This window comes from Mesorhizobium sp. M1143 (assembly GCF_040318435.1).
Classification (GTDB): domain Bacteria; phylum Pseudomonadota; class Alphaproteobacteria; order Rhizobiales; family Rhizobiaceae; genus Mesorhizobium.
Genome location: NZ_JAMYMJ010000001.1, coordinates 333,513 through 354,741 on the forward strand (window position 1 = coordinate 333,513; position 21,229 = coordinate 354,741).

At 62.3% G+C, this 21,229-nt stretch carries 20 protein-coding genes and 1 pseudogene; 11 read left to right on the forward strand and 10 right to left on the reverse strand.

Annotated elements, in window-relative coordinates:
- Nucleotide 1 precedes the first annotated feature (1 nt).
- Entirely contained in the window at nucleotides 2-490 is a 489-nt protein-coding gene (locus NKH35_RS01695; protein ID WP_023724918.1) for a GNAT family N-acetyltransferase, read from the forward strand.
- A gap of 287 nt (nucleotides 491-777) precedes the next feature.
- Here NKH35_RS01695 and NKH35_RS01700 read toward each other — a convergent pair whose 3' ends face one another.
- Nucleotides 778-1,116 carry a hypothetical protein gene (locus NKH35_RS01700; RefSeq protein ID WP_023733308.1) on the reverse strand — a complete coding sequence of 113 codons (339 nt, stop codon included), beginning with the start codon at nucleotides 1,114-1,116 and terminating at the stop codon, nucleotides 778-780.
- A gap of 325 nt (nucleotides 1,117-1,441) precedes the next feature.
- Here NKH35_RS01700 and NKH35_RS01705 point away from each other — a divergent pair, with 325 nt between their 5' ends.
- From NKH35_RS01705 to NKH35_RS01725, 6 genes and pseudogenes are all read left to right on the forward strand, one after another.
- Nucleotides 1,442-1,993 (forward strand): DUF4142 domain-containing protein, encoded by a 552-nt coding sequence (locus NKH35_RS01705; RefSeq protein ID WP_023733307.1) that lies wholly within the window; start codon nucleotides 1,442-1,444, stop codon nucleotides 1,991-1,993.
- A gap of 293 nt (nucleotides 1,994-2,286) precedes the next feature.
- Entirely contained in the window at nucleotides 2,287-2,751 is a 465-nt protein-coding gene (locus NKH35_RS01710) for a cupin domain-containing protein (RefSeq protein WP_352913173.1), read from the forward strand.
- A 238-nt stretch (nucleotides 2,752-2,989) separates the two neighbouring features.
- Nucleotides 2,990-3,382 (forward strand): Rid family hydrolase, encoded by a 393-nt coding sequence (locus NKH35_RS01715; RefSeq protein ID WP_352913175.1) that lies wholly within the window; start codon nucleotides 2,990-2,992, stop codon nucleotides 3,380-3,382.
- Nucleotides 3,383-3,544: 162 nt separating this feature from the next.
- Nucleotides 3,545-3,886 carry an HD domain-containing protein gene (locus tag NKH35_RS01720; protein ID WP_352913176.1) on the forward strand — a complete coding sequence of 114 codons (342 nt, stop codon included), beginning with the start codon at nucleotides 3,545-3,547 and terminating at the stop codon, nucleotides 3,884-3,886.
- A pseudogene (locus NKH35_RS31985) lies at nucleotides 3,867-4,301 on the forward strand (HD domain-containing protein); the annotation flags it as partial. The gene NKH35_RS01720 and the pseudogene NKH35_RS31985, both read left to right, overlap by 20 nt.
- Nucleotides 4,302-4,370: 69 nt before the next feature.
- Entirely contained in the window at nucleotides 4,371-6,044 is a 1,674-nt protein-coding gene (locus NKH35_RS01725; protein WP_352913178.1) for an ATP-binding protein, read from the forward strand.
- Nucleotides 6,045-6,114: 70 nt separating this feature from the next.
- Here NKH35_RS01725 and carB read toward each other — a convergent pair whose 3' ends face one another.
- From carB to NKH35_RS01740, 3 genes are all read right to left on the reverse strand, one after another.
- Nucleotides 6,115-9,618 (reverse strand): carbamoyl-phosphate synthase large subunit, encoded by a 3,504-nt coding sequence (gene carB, locus NKH35_RS01730; RefSeq protein ID WP_023672420.1) that lies wholly within the window; start codon nucleotides 9,616-9,618, stop codon nucleotides 6,115-6,117.
- 234 nt (nucleotides 9,619-9,852) lie between these two features.
- Nucleotides 9,853-10,935 carry an SH3 domain-containing protein gene (locus NKH35_RS01735; protein WP_245263848.1) on the reverse strand — a complete coding sequence of 361 codons (1,083 nt, stop codon included), beginning with the start codon at nucleotides 10,933-10,935 and terminating at the stop codon, nucleotides 9,853-9,855.
- A 206-nt stretch (nucleotides 10,936-11,141) separates the two neighbouring features.
- Entirely contained in the window at nucleotides 11,142-11,918 is a 777-nt protein-coding gene (locus NKH35_RS01740; protein WP_352913180.1) for a metallophosphoesterase family protein, read from the reverse strand.
- Nucleotides 11,919-12,097: 179 nt separating this feature from the next.
- Here NKH35_RS01740 and NKH35_RS01745 point away from each other — a divergent pair, with 179 nt between their 5' ends.
- Nucleotides 12,098-12,568, forward strand: coding sequence for a nucleoside deaminase (locus NKH35_RS01745; RefSeq protein WP_352913182.1), 471 nt, complete (start codon nucleotides 12,098-12,100; stop codon nucleotides 12,566-12,568).
- 23 nt (nucleotides 12,569-12,591) lie between these two features.
- On the opposite strand, the gene NKH35_RS01750 is transcribed toward NKH35_RS01745, so the two are convergent.
- Nucleotides 12,592-12,948 carry an ArsR/SmtB family transcription factor gene (locus tag NKH35_RS01750; RefSeq protein ID WP_023683780.1) on the reverse strand — a complete coding sequence of 119 codons (357 nt, stop codon included), beginning with the start codon at nucleotides 12,946-12,948 and terminating at the stop codon, nucleotides 12,592-12,594.
- 199 nt (nucleotides 12,949-13,147) lie between these two features.
- Here NKH35_RS01750 and NKH35_RS01755 point away from each other — a divergent pair, with 199 nt between their 5' ends.
- Nucleotides 13,148-14,326 carry an MFS transporter gene (locus tag NKH35_RS01755; RefSeq protein ID WP_352913183.1) on the forward strand — a complete coding sequence of 393 codons (1,179 nt, stop codon included), beginning with the start codon at nucleotides 13,148-13,150 and terminating at the stop codon, nucleotides 14,324-14,326.
- A gap of 29 nt (nucleotides 14,327-14,355) precedes the next feature.
- On the opposite strand, the gene NKH35_RS01760 is transcribed toward NKH35_RS01755, so the two are convergent.
- The gene (locus tag NKH35_RS01760; RefSeq protein ID WP_023683783.1) at nucleotides 14,356-14,820 is read right to left on the reverse strand and encodes a MarR family winged helix-turn-helix transcriptional regulator; all 465 of its coding nucleotides are present in this window, start codon (nucleotides 14,818-14,820) and stop codon (nucleotides 14,356-14,358) included.
- Nucleotides 14,821-14,999: 179 nt separating this feature from the next.
- Between NKH35_RS01760 and NKH35_RS01765 the strand changes: the two genes are divergently transcribed.
- Nucleotides 15,000-15,794: an SDR family NAD(P)-dependent oxidoreductase gene (locus NKH35_RS01765; RefSeq protein WP_352913185.1), complete on the forward strand. Its 795-nt coding sequence runs from the start codon at nucleotides 15,000-15,002 to the stop codon at nucleotides 15,792-15,794.
- 202 nt (nucleotides 15,795-15,996) lie between these two features.
- On the opposite strand, the gene NKH35_RS01770 is transcribed toward NKH35_RS01765, so the two are convergent.
- Entirely contained in the window at nucleotides 15,997-16,596 is a 600-nt protein-coding gene (locus tag NKH35_RS01770) for a LysE family translocator (protein ID WP_023705850.1), read from the reverse strand.
- Between the two features lie 87 nt (nucleotides 16,597-16,683).
- Between NKH35_RS01770 and NKH35_RS01775 the strand changes: the two genes are divergently transcribed.
- Nucleotides 16,684-17,562, forward strand: coding sequence for a LysR family transcriptional regulator (locus NKH35_RS01775; RefSeq protein WP_373432820.1), 879 nt, complete (start codon nucleotides 16,684-16,686; stop codon nucleotides 17,560-17,562).
- Nucleotides 17,563-17,626: 64 nt separating this feature from the next.
- Here NKH35_RS01775 and NKH35_RS01780 read toward each other — a convergent pair whose 3' ends face one another.
- The 3 genes from NKH35_RS01780 to NKH35_RS01790 form a co-directional block, all read right to left on the reverse strand.
- Complete coding sequence (locus tag NKH35_RS01780; RefSeq protein WP_352913187.1) at nucleotides 17,627-18,277, reverse strand: dihydrofolate reductase family protein; 651 nt, start codon at nucleotides 18,275-18,277, stop codon at nucleotides 17,627-17,629.
- Between the two features lie 117 nt (nucleotides 18,278-18,394).
- Nucleotides 18,395-19,252, reverse strand: a complete 858-nt coding sequence (locus tag NKH35_RS01785; protein ID WP_352913189.1) for a protein-L-isoaspartate O-methyltransferase family protein — start codon at nucleotides 19,250-19,252, stop codon at nucleotides 18,395-18,397.
- A gap of 152 nt (nucleotides 19,253-19,404) precedes the next feature.
- Nucleotides 19,405-20,763, reverse strand: a complete 1,359-nt coding sequence (locus NKH35_RS01790; protein ID WP_023672432.1) for an Nramp family divalent metal transporter — start codon at nucleotides 20,761-20,763, stop codon at nucleotides 19,405-19,407.
- Nucleotides 20,764-21,229 lie beyond the last annotated feature (466 nt).

The following is a 21,229-nucleotide window of genomic DNA, read 5'->3' on the forward strand; positions in this document are numbered from 1 at the left end:
GATGCCTGAACCGCGCCCGCCGGCTCCAAACGACATCCGGCTGCGCAAAATCCTCGACGAGACGCTCGTTGCACCGCACTGGCCGGCCGGCTTTACCATGCGCTGCTTCGAACATGGTGACGCGCAGCCCTTGCATGCGCTTTTGACCGAGGTGTTCGACGACGGCACCGACGGCCCGTTCGACGAATGGTGGCCGCGCATATCCAGCGATGCCGAATTCGACCCGGCGCTGTGTTTCCTGGTCATCGACGCCAAGGGACGGCTGGCGGCGGCAGCGCTGTGCTGGACCAGGGCCTTCGTCAAGGACCTCGCGGTCCATCCCGAAGCGCGCGGCAAAGGCATTGGCGAAGCGCTGATGTGGCAGGCTTTCAACGCCTTTCGCGATCGAGGCGCGGCCCATGTCGACCTCAAGACCAACACGGTCGAGAACGCCGCCGCGCTCAGGCTCTACGAGCGGCTGGGAATGGTGCCTGTCGCCTGGGAAGGGTAAGGGCTTTTTTCTTGCCGCAATTCCCTGGGGAAAACGCTACGCGCTTTTCCCGGGAAAACCGGTTCCCACCTTTCCTGGAATTGCTCGGGCGCTGTTGAAATCCTTCGGATTGTGAACTGCTTCACATAGGCCGCCGCAACCGGATGCTACCTCACCATCCATGCCTTTCGACCGATGGCGGATCGACGACTGGCAGATGTGGAGGGGCTGCACCGGCATGTGTTCAGCCACTCCTTGGCGGGTCCCAGGCGGGGGTTTGGGGCCCGCCAGTCGTTTTACGGCAGCCCTCAGATATCGGGCGCATTGCCGATCTTCTTTTTGAGGTCAAGCGCCCAGGCGCGGCCCTCGTCGCCGCCCCACAGCAGCCAGGCGATATGGCCGGCCGATGGATTGTCTTCATTGCCGTAATTCTTGCCGCGCTTGTCGACCTCGTGGCGGGCGAAGTAGCTGACCATGCGGCGGATAGTGGATGGCGCCAGCTTTTCGCGGTTCTTGAGTTCCGTCGCCCGCGCCACGCCGATCTCGGTGCCGCCCCGGCCGAATTCTCTTCGCAGCCTCAACCCCTTGGCGGCATTGTCGGCCACCACTTGCGGGCAGCGCAGATCGATCTCTTCATCCTCTTGCATGTGTCTCCCCAGCTCCGGAAATCTAACCTGCAGACGCAATACAGGGAAGTGCAACCGGCTCCCAATGCAGCGCCGTCCATTAGGATCAGCGCGCCATCGGCATCTGCGAGATCCTGTGGAACCTTATGGATTTCACGCCTGAGGGTCGGCCGAACTGGAACGAACAGCTGCAATATGGCGAGGCGTGCTGTCCTGAGGTTTGTCCGCCAGGGGCTCGGGACGGCTCTTCGGCAGATGGTCGCTGACGAATAGTTCTCCGGACGCAACCCTGCCGCCAATGCCGCGTTTGATTAGCCGAGGGAAATTTTCAAATCGGAGACCTCAGATGAAAACGCTTCTCACCATTGCCGCCGTCGCCTTGTTCGCCGGTGCCCCTGCCGCCTTTGCGGCCAACTCGACTGCGGTCGCGCCTGCCATGGCCGCCAGCAAGGTCGATACCCCAACCTTCGTCAAGACCGTGCCTAGCTCCAACGAATTCGAAATCCAGTCGAGCAAGCTCGCCGAGGAGAAATCCAAGGCGGCTGACGTCAGGAAATTCGCCAAGCAGATGGTCAAGGACCACACCAAAGCCGGCAAGGAGTTCAAGGCGGCGCTGAGCCAGGGCCAGACCACCGGTTCGACCAAAGCCGCGGGACCGGCCCTGCAGCCGAAGGAGCAGGCAATGCTCGACGAGTTGAAGAGCACAAGCGGCAAGGATTTTGACGCCAAGTACATCCAGATGCAGACGGACGCGCACAAGGAGGCCGTTGCCCTGTTCAGCACCTATGCCAACTCGGGCGACGACCCGGCGATGAAGGAATTCGCCAAGAAGACGCTGCCGACGCTGCAGATGCACGAGAAGCACGTGAAGGAACTCGCGGCCGCGCATCAGGGTTGAGGGTTGGTGACTGGCCAGCAATAGCATTCTACGGCGCCCCCTCTGTCCTGCCGGACATCTCCCCCACGAGTGGGGAGATCAGCAGCGTCGGCGCCGTGCTTTTCTACCGACGGTGAAAATTGGCGAAGGCTGAGGCGACAGCCAATCTCCCTGCTTGTGGGGGAAATGTCCGGCAGGACAGAGGGGGGCGCCGTAGAGTGCGACGGCCGATGCCTGCCGTTGGCAAGGCATTGCGGCAAAGTGGCTGCGGCGGCAGTGACATACACTGCCGCCACCAATTCAATGGAGCTCCCATGCCCAAGATCGACCTGTCCACCGTGCCTGTCCGCAAGGGCTCCGGCTACCCCGCACCCTTCGACGCCCCTTGCGCCGAGCGCACACGCCAGCGCCTCGGCGATGCCGGCGGCCTCACCGATTTCGGCGTCAACCTGATGACATTGCCATCAGGCGGCTGGTCCAGCCAGCGCCACTGGCACAGCCATGAGGACGAGCTCGTCTATGTGCTGGAAGGCGAACTGGTGCTGGTCGAGGATGGCGGCGAGACGCTGCTCAAGGCCGGCGACTGCGCGACCTTTGCCAAGAACAGCGGCAACGGCCACCACATGATCAACCGCTCGTCCACAACGGCGCGCTATCTCGAGGTCAGATCGCGCAATCCGGATGATCTCATCACCTGCTCCGACATCGACATGATGAGCCCGAGTTCGGATGGCAGGTTCCTGCACAAGGACGGCATGCCCTATCCGGGGCAGGGGTGACGGCTGGACTATGGTCCGGCGCTGGCGTTCGCTGGGCGGGGGGATAAGCTCCTCACAATCAAAGGTGGCGCAGGCCCCCTCATCCGACCGCTTCGCGGCCACCTTCTCCCCACTGGGGAGAAGAGGGAAGCGCTGGCGCTGACCGGCTCCTCTCCCCTCGGGGAGAGGTCAGCCGAGCGAAGCGGAGGCTGGGTGAGGGGGCCTTGGCGCCAGCTTGGCAAACAAGGGGAAGATCACCATGAAAAAAGAAGTCATCGAAGTGCCCGTCATGTCGGCCAAGGTGCGGGCGCTCGGGCTGCCTTGCTCGACGGCAGTAAGGGCCAATGGCTTCGTGTTCATCTCGGCGACGCCGCCGGTGGACATGGTGAGCGGCGAGATGGTGCGTGGCGATATCGAAACGCAGACAGAGGCGTCGCTGAAGGCGCTGAAACATTGTCTAGAAGCGGCAGGCACCTCGCTGGACAATGTGGTGATGGTGCGCATCTACGCCGTCAATTCCGGCTTCCACAACGCCATCAACCGGGTCTACGCCAAGTACTTCAGCGTCAATCCGCCGGCGCGCAGCTTCGTGCCTGTGGCGTCGTGGCCGATGGAGTTTGATATCGAGATCGAGTGCGTGGCGGTGGGGTGAGGGGGCCAAAGCCTTCTTAAATCTAAAAGACTCCAAAAACACAAGGCTATCTCAACCGCGCTGCGGGCCGGGAGGCAGCAGAAAGCGAAAGAGCTTGCAACCCGTTCTATTCACATAGATATAAGTTGGTTGGGCATGTAGATTGGGGAGTGGGAGCATAAAATGGTCGACTTCAGATCAACTAAAACATGGTCATCGTCTTTAGAAATCAAATCACAAGATAAATTTGGCGAGGAAAGGGGGATTTTGCGAAGCTCCTTTCTCGCCGCGCGCACCAAGGCGTCGTTACTAGTTCAGGAAATAGCTAGAGATTTGCCAGAATATACTTCCCACGATATAACGCATCTTGATGCTCTTTGGGAGTACTGCGATCTTATTATTGGCGATAGCCTAGATCTCAATCCAGCTGAGGCGTATGTCTTAGGGTTGAGCTTTCTTACCCATGACGCTGGTATGTCGCTAGCTGCCTACCCGAATGGCCTCGATGATCTTTTGGGTAGATAGGAATGGCAAGCAGATATACATAATTGATGACGAAAGGCTTCGTAATTCATTTGGTGAGGTGATAGGTGCTGTCGCCAAAAGTCACTGGGAAAGTATAGAGAAAATACATGTCTACTTAAATAGAATAATTGGGTCTCCTCCGTTCCTTCCTCCAGAATGGACGTGCGATCTTCTCAAGTTGTCGTGCATATTGAGAGCGTGCGATGTTGCTCATTTAGACTCCCGCCGCGCTCCATATTTTACCCAGCTATTTCGCAACCTACCACCAACCAGCCGAGACCATTGGATTTTTCAGGAAATGTTAGGTCGACCTATCGCTGTTGGCGACCGCCTTTCCTACGCCAGCACTAGAAGGTTCAGCGAGACGGAATCTGCGGCCTGGTGGCTCTGCTATGACACGTTGAGATATGTAGATGCCGAGTTGCGATCTACAGATGCACTTTTGGCGGATACACGGACTGACTGTCGCTTGGCAGTACGCGGCGTGTCGAACGTTGAAACTCCTGCGCTTATGGAAAAGAACGTGGGGACAAGGGACTGGGTTCCGGTTGATGCTCAAATCAGAATTTCAAACGTGTCCAAAATTGTTTCTATACTGGGTGGTCGGGGCCTTTACGGCGATAATCCGCTAGTTGCGTTACGTGAGCTGATACAAAATAGCTGCGACGCAGTTAGGGCCCGTCGGCTTATTGAGGGTCGGGGAAACGATTGGGGAAAGATAAGGGTCCGCAAGAGAGTAAGTGACAATGGAACCTATATTGATATCTCCGACGATGGGATTGGCATGTCTTTGGAAGCTATCAATTCTAAGTTATTAGATTTTGGCTCAAGCTATTGGGAGTCTTCGCTTTCCTATCTCGAATTGCCGGGCTTGTACGCGAAGGGATATAAGAGCACAGGGCGCTTCGGCATAGGGTTCTTTTCCGTCTTCATGCTCGGAGATCAGGTCTCAGTTTGGACAAGGCGGCCTTCTGCCCCTTTGGAGAAAACAATTGAGCTGGTGTTTAATTCCGGAATTTCTACTCGACCGTTTATTCGATACGCGAACGAGTCGAAAAGACTTGTGGATCCAGGCACTATTGTCAGCGTGAAGATTTTCGATAAGCCTGAGAAGCTTTTTCCTAGAGGTCGAGAGGTCGGGTATTTCTCAAAAAGCATAGAGAGAATAGCGTGCAGTTGTGACGTAAATATAGAGATAGTTGATGATGGTGATGGTGGATATCAATTGAGCATTCCAGCTAACTCCTGGAAAGAGCTTGATCCACCTGGCTTGGTTAGAAGAACGTTTGACGCTGATCGCTCAAATAACGAGAGATTTGGCTCGATAAAGCAAATTCAAAAGGAGTTGATGAAAGACGCGAGACGTGCTCGCCCCGTTATCGCGAAGTCTGGGGAAATCCTTGGCTTCGGCTTTTTGAACCCAAGGCCGGATTACTATATTGGCCCGGAGCTCGATGGAATAATTACGGTGGGCGGATTGAAGGCCGATCAAATAAATGGACTGTCAGGAATTTTCTTGGGTACGACTAACGCAATCTCACGAGACATAGCGTGCTTACGAGGTTCTAGAGAAGACTATAGCGATTGGATTAGTGATCAAGTCAACCTTATTCGTAAGGAGAATATCGACTTTGGAATATCAGTCGGGCTTGCCGAAACTTTGTTGCATCTTGGGATTAAGGATGAATCCCTTCCTATAATGGAAAGGGCAGGCCCAGCAGCATCGATTAACGATTTAAGGAATTTTCTTCGTGTAGAGGGGGAAGTCAAGTTTATTCATGATGCATCTCTGAGCCTGATGCGAAGAAGTTATGCAGCTGTTTCGTCCAATAAACTTGGAAGCATAGTACTAGATGATAATGTCTTTTCTGTTAGAATGGGAACTCGGCCGATATTTCCGATGAGGCGGCTGCATTTTAGAGAAGAGGTGGTTTGGAACGGCGACGGAGTCCGTTCCGATTTTGGTATTTTTGGTTGGGTCGTTAGTGTTGTCGAAGAAGAGTGGAATGTGTCAATAGCCATAGATGAATATAGAGAAGCTAAGGCTAGGCTAGGCTCCTTAGATGGCAACCAGCTTGATGACAGATTATATGTGTTTAACAGGAATTCTTTGAGCTCCAGGGGAGCTAAGAGAAAGAGGTCGATGCGTCAGAAGTGATTCTGGATGCGGTGGCGATTACCCGATCAACTCCCTTCTCCCAGTTGAACGGGAGAAGGGAGCTAATCGCCTACGCAAAATACTCCTGCAGCGGCCTGACTTCCAGGCTCCCCGCCTTCAACGCCGCAATCGCCTCCGCCACCGCCGCGGCGCCCGACAGCGTCGTATAATACGGCACCTTCTGCATCAGCGTGGCGCGGCGCAGCGACTTGGAGTCCGACACCGCCTTCTGGCCGTCCGTCGTGTTGAAGACGATCTGGACCTGGCGGTTGCGGATGGCGTCTTCGATGTGGGGGCGGCCCTCCAGCACCTTGTTGATCTTCTGGGCGTCGACGCCGTTTTCGGCGAGGAAGCGGGCCGTGCCGGATGTCGCGAGCACCTTGAAGCCCTGGCCGGCGAGGCGCTTGACCGCCGGCAGGATGCCGGCCTTGTCCTCGTCGCGCACCGAGACGAACAGCGTGCCGGAGCGGGGGAGATCAACGCCGGCGCCGAGCTGGCTCTTGGCGAAGGCGAGCGCGAAGTCGCGGTCGAGGCCCATGACCTCGCCGGTCGAGCGCATTTCCGGGCCAAGCAGGATGTCGACGCCGGGGAAGCGGGCGAAGGGGAAGACGGCTTCCTTGACCGCGATGTGGCCGGGGTTCCTGGGGTCGGGCATGGCGCCGTAATGGGCGAAGGCGTCTTCCAGTTTTTCGCCGGCCATGATGCGGGCGGCGATCTTGGCGATCGGACGGCCGATGGTCTTGGCAACGAAGGGCACGGTGCGTGACGCCCGCGGGTTGACCTCCAGCACATAGACCGTGCCGTCCTTGATCGCATACTGCACGTTCATCAGGCCGCCGACATTGAGCGCGCGGGCAAGCGCCGCCGTCTGGCGCTCCAGCTCGTCGACCAGCTCGGAAGGCAGCGAGTGAACAGGGAGCGAGCAGGCACTGTCGCCGGAGTGGATGCCGGCCTCTTCGATGTGTTCGAGAATGCCTGAGACAAAGGTCGACGTGCCGTCGCAGAGGCAATCGACATCGACCTCGATGGCGCCGGAGAGATAGGTGTCGAACAGAAGCGGGTTCTTGCCCAGCAGCGTGTTGATCTGGCCGGTCTTGTCGTTGGGGTATTTCTGCTTGATGTCCTCCGGCACCAGGCCGGGCACGGTGTCGAGCAGGTAACTCTGCAGCATGCCTTCATCATGGATGATCTGCATGGCGCGACCACCCAGCACATAGGAGGGGCGCACCACAAGCGGGAAGCCGAGCTCGCCGGCGACCAGGCGCGCCTGCTCGACCGAATAGGCGATGCCGTTCTTCGGCTGGCTGAGGTTGAGCTTGTGCAAGAGCTTCTGGAAACGGTCGCGGTCTTCGGCGAGATCGATCATGTCGGGGGAGGTGCCGAGGATCGGGATGCCGGCCTTCTCCAGCGCATCGGCCAGCTTCAGCGGCGTCTGGCCGCCGAACTGGACGATGACGCCGACGAGTTCGCCCGAGGCCTGTTCGGCGCGCAGGATCTCCAGCACGTCCTCGGCGGTCAGCGGCTCGAAATAGAGCCGGTCGGAGGTGTCGTAGTCGGTCGACACCGTTTCGGGATTGCAGTTGATCATGATCGCTTCATAGCCGGCGTCGCGCAGCGCGAAGGCGGCATGGCAGCAACAATAGTCGAACTCGATGCCCTGGCCGATGCGGTTCGGACCGCCGCCGAGGATGACGACTTTTTTTCGCGATGACACCTGCGCCTCGTTGGCGAGCGCGCCGGCGAACGGGACTTCATAGGTCGAGTACATGTAGGCGGTCGGCGAGGCGAACTCGGCAGCGCAGGTGTCGATGCGCTTATAAACCGGATGAACGTCGAGCTTTTCACGAATCTTCGCAATCACTTCGGCGTCGGTCTTCGTCAGCGAGGCGAGGCGAGCATCGGAGAAGCCCATCGCCTTCAGCATGCGCAGATTGACGGCGTCCTGCGGGATGCCGTGCTCGCGGATGCGGGCTTCCATGGAAACGATGCCGGCGATCTGTTCGAGGAACCACGGGTCGATCTTGCACATGGCGTGCACGTCTTCGAGCGAGGTGCCCATGCGGATCGCCTGTGCCACCATGCGCAGCCGGTCGGGCGTCGGCGTGCCCAATGCGGCGCGAATGGCGTTGCGGTCGTCGGCGTGGTTGGCAGCCACGGCGCCGTGGCCGAGGCCGGGGATCTCGATCTCGTCTAGGCCGGTGAGGCCGGTTTCCAGTCCACGCAAAGCCTTCTGCAGGGACTCCTGGAAGGTGCGGCCGATGGCCATGACTTCGCCGACCGACTTCATGGCGGTGGTAAGCACCGGCTCGGCGCCGGGAAATTTCTCGAAGGCAAAGCGCGGGATTTTTGTGACGACGTAATCGATGCTTGGCTCGAAGGAGGCGGGCGTGGCGCCGCCGGTGATGTCGTTCTCCAGCTCGTCCAGCGTGTAGCCGACGGCGAGCTTGGCCGCGATCTTGGCGATCGGGAAGCCGGTCGCCTTCGAAGCCAAAGCGGAACTGCGCGAGACGCGCGGGTTCATCTCGATGACGACCAGCCGACCATCGGCCGGGTTGACGGCGAACTGCACGTTGGAGCCGCCGGTCTCGACGCCGATCTCGCGCAGCACCGCGATCGAGGCGTTGCGCATCATCTGGTATTCCTTGTCGGTCAAGGTCAGCGCGGGGGCAACGGTGATCGAGTCACCGGTGTGTACGCCCATCGGGTCGATGTTCTCGATCGAGCAGACGATGATGCAATTGTCCGCCTTGTCGCGGACGACCTCCATCTCATATTCCTTCCAGCCGAGCACGCTCTCCTCGATCAGCACTTCGGTGGTCGGCGAGGCGTCGAGGCCGGACTGGACAATGTCGTAGAATTCGGCGCGGTTGTAGGCGATGCCGCCGCCGGTGCCGCCCATGGTGAAGGACGGGCGGATGATGGCGGGCAGGCCGACATGGTCGAGCGCCTGGGCGGCGATCGCCATGCCATGGCTGATGTAGCGCTGCTTGCGGTCGCCTTCGCCGAGGTTCCAGCGGGTTTCCAGCGCGTCGAGCGCGGCATCGAGGTCGGCGGGCGCCTCGGCCTTTACGGCGGCGCGCTCGGCCTCGTGCGTCTTGCGGTCGGCATTCTTGACGTCGGTGGCATTGGCCAGCATCGACTTCGGCGTTTCGAGGCCGATCTTCTTCATCGCCTCGCGAAACAGCGCCCGGTCCTCGGCCTTGTCGATTGCCGTGGCGTCGGCGCCGATCATCTCGACATTGTAGCGCTCGAGCACGCCCATGCGGCGCAGCGACAGAGCGGTGTTGAGCGCGGTCTGGCCGCCCATGGTCGGCAGCAGCGCGTCGGGCCGCTCCTTGGCGATGATCTTGGCGACGACTTCAGGCGTGATCGGCTCGATATAGGTGGCGTCGGCCAGTTCCGGGTCGGTCATTATGGTGGCCGGGTTGGAATTGACCAGGATGACGCGAAAGCCCTCTTCCTTCAGCGCCTTGCAGGCCTGTGTGCCGGAATAATCGAACTCACAGGCCTGGCCGATGACGATGGGGCCGGCCCCGATGATCAGGATCGACTTGATGTCGGTGCGTCTTGGCATCGTTGTGAGTTCCGTTCGGCGAGCGGCTTGCACGAAAAACCGGGACGGGAAGACCCGGCCGGTTGTGCTTGCGATTCTGGTATCAGGCTAGGAGGGCCTTATAGGGAAGAGTTTTGGGAGATGTAACCCCGAAAATGAGGCCAGGCAGTAGGGATTAGGCAGTAGGGATCAGGCAGTGGGATTGGGCAGGAGCGAGGTTAAGGCGTCTACTGCCTATTCCCTACTGCCCAACACCTAATCCCCCAGCGCGAGCTGATCCGTAATCTCAAACCGCTCGGCAGCGCCGATGCGGATCATGTTGAGGCTGCCTTCCCTTGTGAAGCGGAACTCGCTGGGCGAATCCGAGTTGGCCGGCATGCCGGCAGAGAAGGAGATGACGCGCGTGCCGCCATCGGGCCAGGTCACGGTGATGTCTGCCTTGTCGGCGCCATTGTGGACGATGTTGACGGCGCAGCGGGTCATCGGCTGGCCGACATAACGAGCGCAGGGGATCTCGGCGGTGGCGCCGAGGGCGGGCGGGGGTTCCAGCCGTGCAACGGTTTGCGTAGCGGTCGCAGCTTTGGCCTGGTCTGGCCGTGGCGTCGGGGATGGTACCCCCGGCGCGGACGCTGTATCCGGCGCTGCTCCCGCAGACGCGGCGGCGGCGAGTTCCGGCGTCCCTGTGGCCTCCGTTGCCGGAGCCTCTGTGGCGGGGATTTCGTCCATCGGCGGGCTTTCATTCGCTGCGAAGGCAAGGCCGTAAGCATCCTGCATGGCGGTCCTGCCGATCTCGGCGGCGGACTTCGGCGCGCCTGGATCCGTACCGCCAAGGCGCTCCGTCAGGTCGAGTGGAGCCGGCGCGGGTGCAGCCGGGGTGGGTGGAGCCTGAGTGGGTGCAGCCGGAGCGGCAGAGGCGGCGGGTGCAGTTGTCGGGGGCGCTGCGGCCACGTCGGCCGGCTGCGTCGGCATGTCGGGCGCGAGCGCCGGGCCGCCGGCTTCAGCGCTGGCGGTCACCTGGGGCGGCGCGGCGTCAACTTCGACCACGGTCGGGTTGTCGGGGATAAGATAGCGCGCGGGCGCCCAGCCTTTGACCAGTGGATTGTCGATCTCCTCGACCTTGCACCAGCGGTGGCCGTCCACCTCGCTGCAGCCGAAATTCTTGACGCTCGACCCGATCGGCAGGCGCGCCTGGGTTCTGCCCACAGGCGACGGCGTGGCGCGGATGTTGAGGAGATCGCCTGGGCCGAGCTCGGTCACGATGGAAACGATGTCGGCAGGCGCGTCCTCGGCATTCGCCGGCATGCTCACCAGCAACAGGCCCATGAGCAACAGCCCCATGAGCAACGGGGCCCGCAGGAGCGGAGCGCCAGTTAGTCGATGCAAAATGGTTCGGATTGTGCGCCTCATCATGCGCCGATTACCTCGCGGCAGCAGTCCTACCGTATGCCAAGGCGGTTTTATAAGGGACGATACGCGGCCATGTAAGTCTGAAAATGCGTCCGATGTTTGGTGCCGCGAGGCCGAGGCAGGGCGCAGCCATGCGGTCAAGCGGAGCCTTGCCAAGAGGGTTTGGGCATGAAGCCGGTCCTCAGCGCATGCGCCCATTCCGGTCGGCCCGCCTGTGCGGCCTGTCTCGCCGCCGCTTCGTGGTCGTAGTCGACGGCGATGGTCTCAAAACGGTCGGGTTCTTCGCCATCCAAGGTGAGGATGCCGTAGCGCGCATGCGGGCTGCCTTGCTCCGAAACATGCGCCGGGGGCGTGTCATCTTCATAGGCGGGGGCGCCGACGCTGCCGGGATTGAAGACGAAGGGGCCGCCGGGGATACGGACCAGTTCCGCGCGGTGGCTGTGGCCGCACAGCACGACGCGGCAGGCCGGGTCCAGCGCCTGCAACCGCCGCTGAATAGCGGCAAGCGGCGCGCGCACCAGTTGGCCATCGACGATCGCGTCGAGCAGGTATTTCTCGTCATGGTCGGGCCGCGCATGGAAAGCGACCACGCCGGGAACAATCTCCAGCGTGAAGGGCAGGGCGAGCAGGGCTTCGCGCTGCGCTGATGTCAGCCGTTCCTGCGCATAGCGGTCTGAAGCCCACATCATATCGTCGGCCGGATCGACCGCGACGCGGCGGTCATGGTTGCCGCGCACCGTCGGCAGGTCGAGCGCTTCGAGCCGCTCGAACGTCTCGCGCGGCCAGAGCGGGCCGGAGACACAGTCGCCAAGGTTGACGGTGAGATCGGCGCCGCCGCGCCGCGCTAGATCGGCGAGCACGGCATCCAGCGCCAGCACATTGCCATGGATGTCGGCGAGAACGGCAATGCGCATGCGGCGGGCTCCTTGGTGCAGCCCGTTGAGGCTTGCGGCCCGTCTTCGTTATCAAGCCGCTGCCTTCATTATCAAGTCCTTGAGATCGTTCGAGACAGCCGGGAGCCCCGCCTATCGCGGAAGCACTCCATCTGCTAGCGTCCACGCCGCTCCAGAGTTCATCCGGGGGAGGACAGGCGATGACCCGCGACCAGATGGTTGCCCACCTTCGCGCCGCCAATGACGTCGCGCGCGAGACTGCCGCGCATGGGCACCATCCTTTCGGCTGCGTGCTCGTCGGCCCCGACGATCGCATCCTGATGCGGCAAGGCAACATCAACACCGTGCGCCACGCCGAAACCGAGCTCTCCCGGCGTGCCTCGGACGCCTATCCGCCGGATTTCCTCTGGTCCTGCACGCTGGTCACAACCGGCGAGCCCTGTGCGATGTGCACGGGAACGCTGTACTGGGCGAATATCGGCCGGCTGGTCTACGGCTTCGAGGAGACCAAGCTTCTCGCGCTGACCGGCAACCACGCCGAGAACCCGACGATGAACCTCTCGTCGCGCACGGTCCTCGGCTCCGGGCAGAAGCCGGTCGAGGTCCACGGCCCTTTCCCCGAGATGGACGAGGAACTCCTCGCCCCGCATATCGGTTTTTGGCAGCGCTAGGAGCGGCCTGACTTCGGCACCAGCTACGCCGGCATTTCGATGTCGTGGCCGCCGACGATGGGTAGAGCCGGGTCATCTCCGGCCGCCGCAATCACGCTGTCGAGCAGGCCGGGGAAGCGGGCGTCGAGGTCGGCGCGGCGCAGCGTGATCATCCGGTTGGTGCCGGCCACTTCGGCGCGGGTGACGCCGGCCTCGCGCAGTTTGGCCAGGTGATAGCTGAGATTGGTCTTGGAGCCGAGGTCGAGGAACCGGCTGCAGTTCAGCGGCACGCCTTCCTTGCTGGCGAGATAGCGCACGATGGCGAGCCGGGTCGGGTCGCCAAGCACGCCGAGCACAACCGGCAGGCTGATCTGGTCTGTATTGGGGTGCGGCAAAGTCATGGCCCGAAACTAAGCACAGTCGGTGGCGATTTCAACGCGTCGATCTTTCGCGGGCATGCACAGTCCGTTTCGCGATTGGCCCAATGGCTGTCCTGACACAGGGCTGTCAGCAGGCTTCAGCTATTTTCACCTGGCTTCATTGACATCATGTCCTGTTATGTCCAATTGTTCAATAAGTTTTGAACTAAGGACACACCCTATGGACAAGCGCCTCTTCTGGCTTGCGCTCGGATCGTTCACGATCTCGACCGAAGGCTTCGTCATCTCCAGCCTGCTGCCTGATATCGCCGCCGACGCCCGCATTTCCATTCCGCTCGCCGGCACGCTGATCACCGCCTTCGCGCTGGCTTACGCCATCGGCACGCCGATCCTGGCAACGCTGACCGGCGAATGGGACCGGCGCCGCGTCATCTTGTGGACGCTGGCGTTCTTCGTCATCGGCAATGTGGTGGCGGCGCTGAGCTCGTCCTTCGAGCTGCTGCTCATTGCCCGCATCATCATGGCGCTGTCGTCAGGCCTGTTTGCCGCGACCGCTCAAGGCACGGCGGTGGCGCTGGTCGATGACCACCACCGGGCGCGGGCCATTGCAGTCGTCGTCGGCGGAACCACGGTGGCGGTTGCGCTGGGTGCACCGCTCGGCGCGCTGGTTGCCACGATAGCCGGCTGGCGCGGAACCTTCTTTGCCATTGCCGGGCTCGGCGCGCTGGTCGGCGCCATCCTGTGGTACCGGCTGCCGCGCGGCATTGTCGGTACCAAGCTGCCGCTCAGGCGGCGGCTGGCTGCGGCGCTGCGCCCCGGGGTCATGCCGATCCTGTTGACCACCGCTCTTGCCCTGATCGGCGCCTTCTCGGTGTTTTCCTATATCGCACCGCTGGCCATCCAGAGCGGCGGCCTCAGCCCGATTGCGCTGCCCGGCATGCTGCTCGCCTTCGGTGTCGGCGCCGTCATCGGCAACATAGCCGGCGGCCAGGCGGCCGACCGTTTTGGTGCGACGCGCACCGTCGGCTGGTCGCTGGCGCTGAGCGCCGTCATGCTGGTGATGCTCTCGGTCATCCCGACCTTCCTGCCGCAGCATCTCGCCGGGCCGGCATTGATGGCCATGATGGTGCCGTGGGGCATGGTCGGCTGGGCATTTCCGCCGGCGCAGGCCAGCCGCATCATCAAGCTGGCGCCCGACGCCGCCCCGATCGTGCTGTCGCTCAACGCTTCGGCCCTCTATCTCGGCGTGGCGCTGGGCGCTGTGGCCGGCGGCGCCGTGCTTCGCTACGGCGTGCCGGCCGACCTCGGCCTGGTCGCCGCCATCTTCCCGCTGATCGGGCTTGGCGTGGTGCTGGCCGGCCGCTGGGCGGCCCGGCCGGTCGCCATGCCGGCGGAATAGATCTTTGCAAAGGACCGGCGGCCGTTCTTTCAGCTTGAAGGGGCGGCCGCCGGCACGTCGTAGTCCAGCGCCGCGACTTCATCCAGCATAGCGCGCAGATCTGCCGCTCGTTGCGGGCCGAACAGCGCCTCGAAGCGCTGCTGAGCAGTGCTCCACAATTGCGTCGTCTCCTCGAGCTTGGTCTGGCCTTGCGGCGTTAGCCGCACCCGCTTGACGCGGCGATCGTCCTTGTCAGCGAAGGTGTCGACATAGCCGTCGCGGATCAGCGGCTTCAGCGTGTGGCCGAGCGCCGAGAGATCCATGACCATCGCTTCGGCTATCGTGCCCATCGCCGGCTCGTTGCTGACATGGATCTGGTAGAGCAGGCCGTACTGCGTGCCCTTCAGACCCGAAGGCGAGATTACATCGTCATAGAAGCGGCCGAGCTTGCGCGCGGCGCGCCGCAGCGTGGCGTTGTTGCAAAGGCTGAATCCCGGCAGCACGGTCTTGCTCATCACGACTCCTTGCCGGCAAAACCGCTGCCGGTCTGTCGCAGAAATAGTTTCTGCCGCCTCCGTTGACAAGATAGTGGCATATACCTACTTCCAGGATGGTGGCATATACCACTAATTGGAAGTCAGGGCGGGACGAGGGTCATCGACCTGTCTCGCCGGGGAGAAAAAGGAACAGGACAATGAGTGGACAGGACAACAAGGGTACCGCAGTCGTCACTGGTGCATCGGCCGGCATAGGTGCTGTCTATGCCGACCGGCTGGCCGGGCAGGGCTACGATCTGGTGCTGGTGGCGCGGCGCGCCGACCGGCTGCAGGAACTGGCTGAAAAGCTGCGTTATGCCTACAAGCGCAAGGTCAGCGTGATTGCCGCCGACCTCGCCGACGACAATGATGTGCGCCGCGTCGAGCAGGCGATCACAGCCGACGATAGCGTCACGCTGCTGGTCAACAATGCCGGCATTGGCGGCCAGGCCGTGGTGGCAACGGCCGACGCCGACGAGGCCGAGCGCATGATCAAGGTCAACGTCGTCGCCTTGACCCGCCTGACCCGCGCCGTTCTGCCGGGGCTTCTTGCGCGCAACCGCGGCGCCATCGTCAACATCGCCTCTGTGCTCGCCTATGATACCTCGTTCGGCGGCATCTACAGCGGTACCAAGGCCTATGTCGTCAACTTCACCGAGGCCCTGCACCGCGAAGTCGCCGGCACCAATGTGAAGGTGCAGGCGGTGCTGCCGGGCGCGACCCGCACCGATTTCTGGGAGCTCGCCGGTGGCGATATCGACAATCTGCCGAAGGAGATCATCATGTCCGCCGACGATATGGTCGATGCCGCGCTTGTGGGCCTATCCAGGGGCGAAGCCGTCACCGTGCCGGCACTTGCCGACACAGCCAAGCTGGACACGTTCCTCGGCGCAAGGCAAGTCTTCTACGGCAGCCTGCACGCCAACAAGCCGGCTGCCCGCTACGCGGCTTGAGAGTAGCCGGTTCGCTTCGCGAACCAGGACCCCCACCCCGCTCACTTCGTTCGCGACCCTCCCCACAAGGGACCCACAAGGGACCCACAAGGGACCCACAAGGGACCCACAAGGGGGAGGGTAAAGTGCGCGCTCCCTACCTCTCCCTTGTGGGGAGGTCGGACCGCAGGTCCGGGTGCGGTACTGGCGCCGATCTCTGCGTTTACGCTCCCCGCCACATCGGAATGATCGACGCAGCCAGCACCAGCGCCAGCACGATGTTGAGCGCGCGCCATTGCCATTCGGTCTTGAGCAGCCGTGCCAGCACCATGCCCGCGACGCACCAGATCGACAGCGAGATGGCTGCGGTAAAGCCGAAGGTCGAGCCGAGCAGCAGCGCGAGTTGTCCCGGACCGTCGGCAAGGGCTGCGAACGAGGCCGCCGCACCCAGTCCCATCGCCCAGCCCTTCGGGTTCATCCATTGAATGCCGGCGCCGCCCAAGAAGCTGTTGGGTTTTGCCATCGCCACATCGAGATCAGGCGGCCCGGCGCGGCCGATCTTGATTGCCAGCCAGATGAGATAGAGCGAGCCGATGATTTTCATCGCCAGTTGCAGCGACGGCATGGCCAGCAGCAGACCGGCGAGCCCGGCGGCGGCAACACCGGTCACGGTGGCGAGGCCGGCGGCGCTGCCGACCAATAGGGGAACGGAACGGCGAAAACCGAACTGCGCACCTGAAGCAGTCGACAGGGTGGTGGCGATGCCGGGCGTGACGGTGGCCACGAAGGCAAACAGGATGAGCGGAAAGATGGGCTGCAACATGAGGCGTCCTCCATCGAAGGCCCTACGGTAGACTTCTGCATACTTCAGTAAATGCAATGTTTGCGATGGTTGGCATTAGCAGATATAATGCCAACCATGATCCGCAACCTCGACACAGCGCTGATCCGCACCTTCGTCACTGTCGCCGACAAGGCCAGCATGACGGCGGCGGCGAACGCGCTGCATCTGACGCAAGGCGCCGTCAGCCAGCAGATCAAAAGGCTGGAGGAGGCGCTGGGCTGCAGCCTGTTCGAGCGCGACCGGCGTGGCTTGCGGCTGACGCGGCCCGGCGAGCGGCTGTTCGGCAAGGGCAAACGGTTGCTTGGCCTCAATGACGAGATCTGGGCCGAGATGGCGGGCACCGAGGCCGCCGGCCAGGTGCGGCTCGGTGTTCCCTATGACCTTGTCGGCACCTTGCTGGCGCCGGTGCTGAAGGCCTATGCCGAGACCTATCCGCAGGTCGAGATTTCACTGCTCTGTGCGGCTTCGCCGGACCTTGCCGCGGCCCTCGCGGCCGGCACCATCGACCTTGCCGTCATCGAGGAACCGGTCGGCCCGTCGGCCGGTGAGTGCCTGGCCATTGACCGGCTGGTCTGGGTCGGGGCCAAGGGCGGCGTCGCCCGCGCCAAGCGGCCGCTGCCGGTGTCGATCGTCGCCGATACCTGCGCCTTCCGCCCGGTGGTGCTGTCGGCGCTGAACGAGCACGGGCTGGAATGGCGCACGGTGTTCGAGAACGGCAACATCGATGCCACGACCGCGACGGTGCGCTCCGACCTTGCCGTCACCGCCTGGCTGGCCTCCACCGTGCCCGCCGACCTCGACATCCTGCCTTTCGATGCCGGGCTGCCGCCGCTGCCGAATTTTTCCATCAATCTGCATTTGCCGAAGTACGGCACGGCGCCGGCAGCGCAGGAGTTCGCGCGGTATATCCGGGGTGGGTTGGCACGGCGGGCTGTGGCGGCTTGACAGAACTTGGATTTCCTCTCCCCCCGTCGATCGGGGGAGAGGAAAGGTGCCAAGCCTGTCCCTGTCACTTCCAGTTCTTACGCCGCTCGAGCTCGGCCTCTGACGGCTTCTGCGTAGCGAACGACCCGACCTTGACCTCACCCCCGCGTTCGTAGGTCGCCATGATGACGCCTGTGGTAGTGGCCTGCGACTTGACCAGCTTGAAAGCGGCGGGCATCGCACCACCATCGAACAGCCGCTTGCCCTTGCCCAGCAGCAGCGGGAAGATCATCAGCCGGATCTCGTCGATCAGACCGTTGGCGAGCAAAGTCTGGATCAGCTCGCTCGAACCCTGGATGAGCAGGTCAGCTCCATCTTCCTTCTTGAGGTTGCGCAACGTGGCGACGATATCGTCCCCAAGCCATTGCGTGTTCTCCCAGGTCAGGCTGTCCGGCCGATGCGTGGCCACATATTTGGTCGCAGGGTTGAAGACGTCTCCGATCGGATCTTTCTGGTAAGGCCAGTACGCGGCGAAGATGTCGTAGGTTCTGCGGCCGAGCAGCAGGGCGAAGGGTTTGGAGAACAATTCCTCCATGGCCACCCCCGCCACCTCGTCGAAGTAGTGGAACGTCCAGCCGCCGAATTCGAAGCCGCCAACCGGGTCTTCTTCCGGGCCGCCTGGCGCCTGCATGACGCCGTCGAGGCTGACGAAGGTGGAAGCGATGATCTTTCGCATTGGATTTTCCTTTTCCAGGATCCGCGCCGTCCGGGCCGGATTTCGATCTAAGGACGGACAGGCCGGCGGCCGCCCGACAGGCGTTGGCAAAAAAACGCTGCCGGCCGACAAGGGTACCTACCGCCGTCGCCCGCCGCCAAGCGCCTGCGACGAAAACCAGACGTCGCCGATGATGGCGGTGGCGGTCCGGTCCGGCGCCCTGTCTGACGTCAGCCAGATCGAACGGCTGCGCGCGGCCTTCTGGAGGTCGGGGATTTTGGCCGCCGAACCGGCGACCGAGGCGCCGACGCAGGGGATGAACCACGAGCGCATGAAGGGGTCGCAGGCAAAACCTTGTTTGGTGCGGGTCACCATCACGGCCAGGCCGACGCTCTGGGACGGGCGCCAGGGAAAGATCATGCGGCCACCGGGTTTCAGCGCCCGCAGCCAGGCAGCCGGCGGTGCGACGACACCGGCATTGACATAGATGATGTCGGACGGCGGCAGATCGCCGGTGACGGCATCGCCGTGGATGACGCTTACATTGCCGTAGGTCTCGAGATTCTTTGTCGCTCTGGCAGCAAGATCGGCCTCAATTTCGAAGGCGGTCACCGGGCCGGGCGCAACCAGCCGGGCCAGCAAGGCGGTGTAGTAGCCGGTGCCGGCGCCGATATGGGTGACGGCCTCGTCCAGTCTGGGGGCGATCCTGCCTATCCACATGGCGTGCAGGGAGGGTTCGCCATTGTTGATGCCCTTGTCGGCATCGAGCGCCACCAGCACGTCCTGATAGATGTGAACAGGATCGGCGCTCGGCGTCATGATCTTGCCGTTGCCGGTGGTGAGCGCCCTGCCGGCGACTACCGCCCAGGGTCCGGGACCGAGAAAGGCCTCGCGCGGAACGGTGGCGAACGCCTCTTCGAGGTGCGGATCGGCCGAGCCGGCATTGGCCGCCATCAGCTGCGCGTAAAATTTCCTGGCGTCTTCGACACTTGTCATGATGGCCGGTAAGATAGCGCAAGCCGCCGGTTTGTCGCCGTCTTGAGCAATTCCAGGAAAAGTGTGAGGCGGCTTTCCGCCCGGAATTGCGTCAAACAAGAGATAGAGCAGTTCGCCGTTTCGGCGAAACGGCGAACTGCTCAAGAAGAAACTCAGCCGACGCCGAAGACGGTGTCGTAGAGCAGCTTGAAGTTGAGCACCAGGATGACCGCCGCGACGACCCAGGCGAGGACCGCCACGCCGCGGGGAATGGCAAGGTTGCCCATCTTCTTCTTGTCGGAGACGAACTGCACCAGCGGGATGACTGCGAAGGGCAGCTGCATCGACAGTACCACCTGGCTGAAGACCAGCAACTGGCCGGTGCCCTTTTCGCCATAGAGCGCGGTGACGACCACCACCGGGACGATGGCGATGCCGCGCGTCAGCAGCCGGCGCGCCCATTGCGGAATGCGCAGGCGCAAAAAGCCTTCCATGACGATCTGGCCGGCAAGCGTTGCCGTAACCGTCGAGTTGAGGCCGGAGGCCAGCAGCGCCACCGCAAACAGGATAGAGGCGATGCCGAGGCCGAGCAGTGGCGACAAGAGCTCGAAGGCTTGGCCGATCTCGGCGACATCCTGATGGCCGGTGCCATGGAAGGCCACCGCCGAGACGATCAGGATCGAGGCGTTGACGAACAGCGCCAGGACGAGCGCGATGGTCGAGTCCGTCGTCGCCCATTTAATGGCGTCGCGCTTGCCTTTTTCGGTCCGTTCATAGGCGCGTGTCTGTACGATCGAGGAGTGCAGGTAGAGATTGTGCGGCATCACCGTGGCGCCGATGATGCCGATGGCGATGTAGAGCATCGCCGGATTGGTGACGATCTCCGTCGACGGCACGAACATCGAATGCAGGATCGAGCCGACCGGAGGGGCAGCGGCAAAGATCTGGATGGCGAAACAGCCGAAGATGATGATCAGAAGCGCGATGACGAAGGCTTCGAGATAGCGGAAACCCTTGTTCATCAAGAGCAGCACGATGAAGGCGTCGAGCGCCGTCAGCAACGCGCCGCCGATCAGCGGAATGCCGAACAGAAGCTGCAGCGCGATCGCCGTGCCGATCACCTCGGCGAGGTCGCAGGCGATGATGGCGAGTTCGCAGGCGATCCACAGCACGAAACTGACGGGACGCGGATAATAGGCGCGGCAGGCCTGGGCGAGGTCGCGGCCGGTGGCGATGCCAAGCCGGGCGGCAAGCGCCTGCAGCAGGATCGCCATCAGGTTGGACAGCATGATGATGAACAATAGCGTGTAGCCGAACTGGGCGCCGCCGGCGAGGTCGGTGGCCCAGTTGCCCGGATCCATATAGCCGACCGAGACCATGTAGCCCGGTCCCATGAAGGCGAACAGGCGACGGAACCAGACGCCGGACTGCGGCACCGCGATCGTGGAGTTCACCTCGCGCAGGCTGGGAGGATTGTCCTCCGGCCTGTCAAATCGCCAGGATGATCCCAAGGTAGCGTCAGCTTCGGACATGGAGGGCTTTCCACTGGGTGGATCGGTTGACGTCATCCTATCTATGCCAGGGCTCAACATTATGCAATAGGCTATATTTCATTGTATGTGCTTCCTGTTGCGCCGACCGGCAGGCCGGCCGGGGATCGCAAACGCCGGTTGCGCCTACCATGGAATGGAAATAAACGGCTGGAACAGTTAAGCCCGTGCTATGAATGGCAAAGGGCGATTGCTTTGCCCAAAGCCGATTCTTGTCAAAAGATAGGAAGGAGCGCGTGTTGGCGCTGAAGCACAGACCGGTTGGACGCGAGGAGCCGCTGCCTGACGCCGAGATTCATTCGAAAGGGTTCCGGCAGCAGCGCGAAGCGGCCGGCGGCGGGCGGCGCGCGGGGGCTTTAGAGCGGGTAGCCGCCCTCAGGGAGCCCCGGCTCTCAGAGCGGCAGGGGGCGATTTCTTCGGGCCGGGGTGTGGGGCCGCCGCCCCTGGG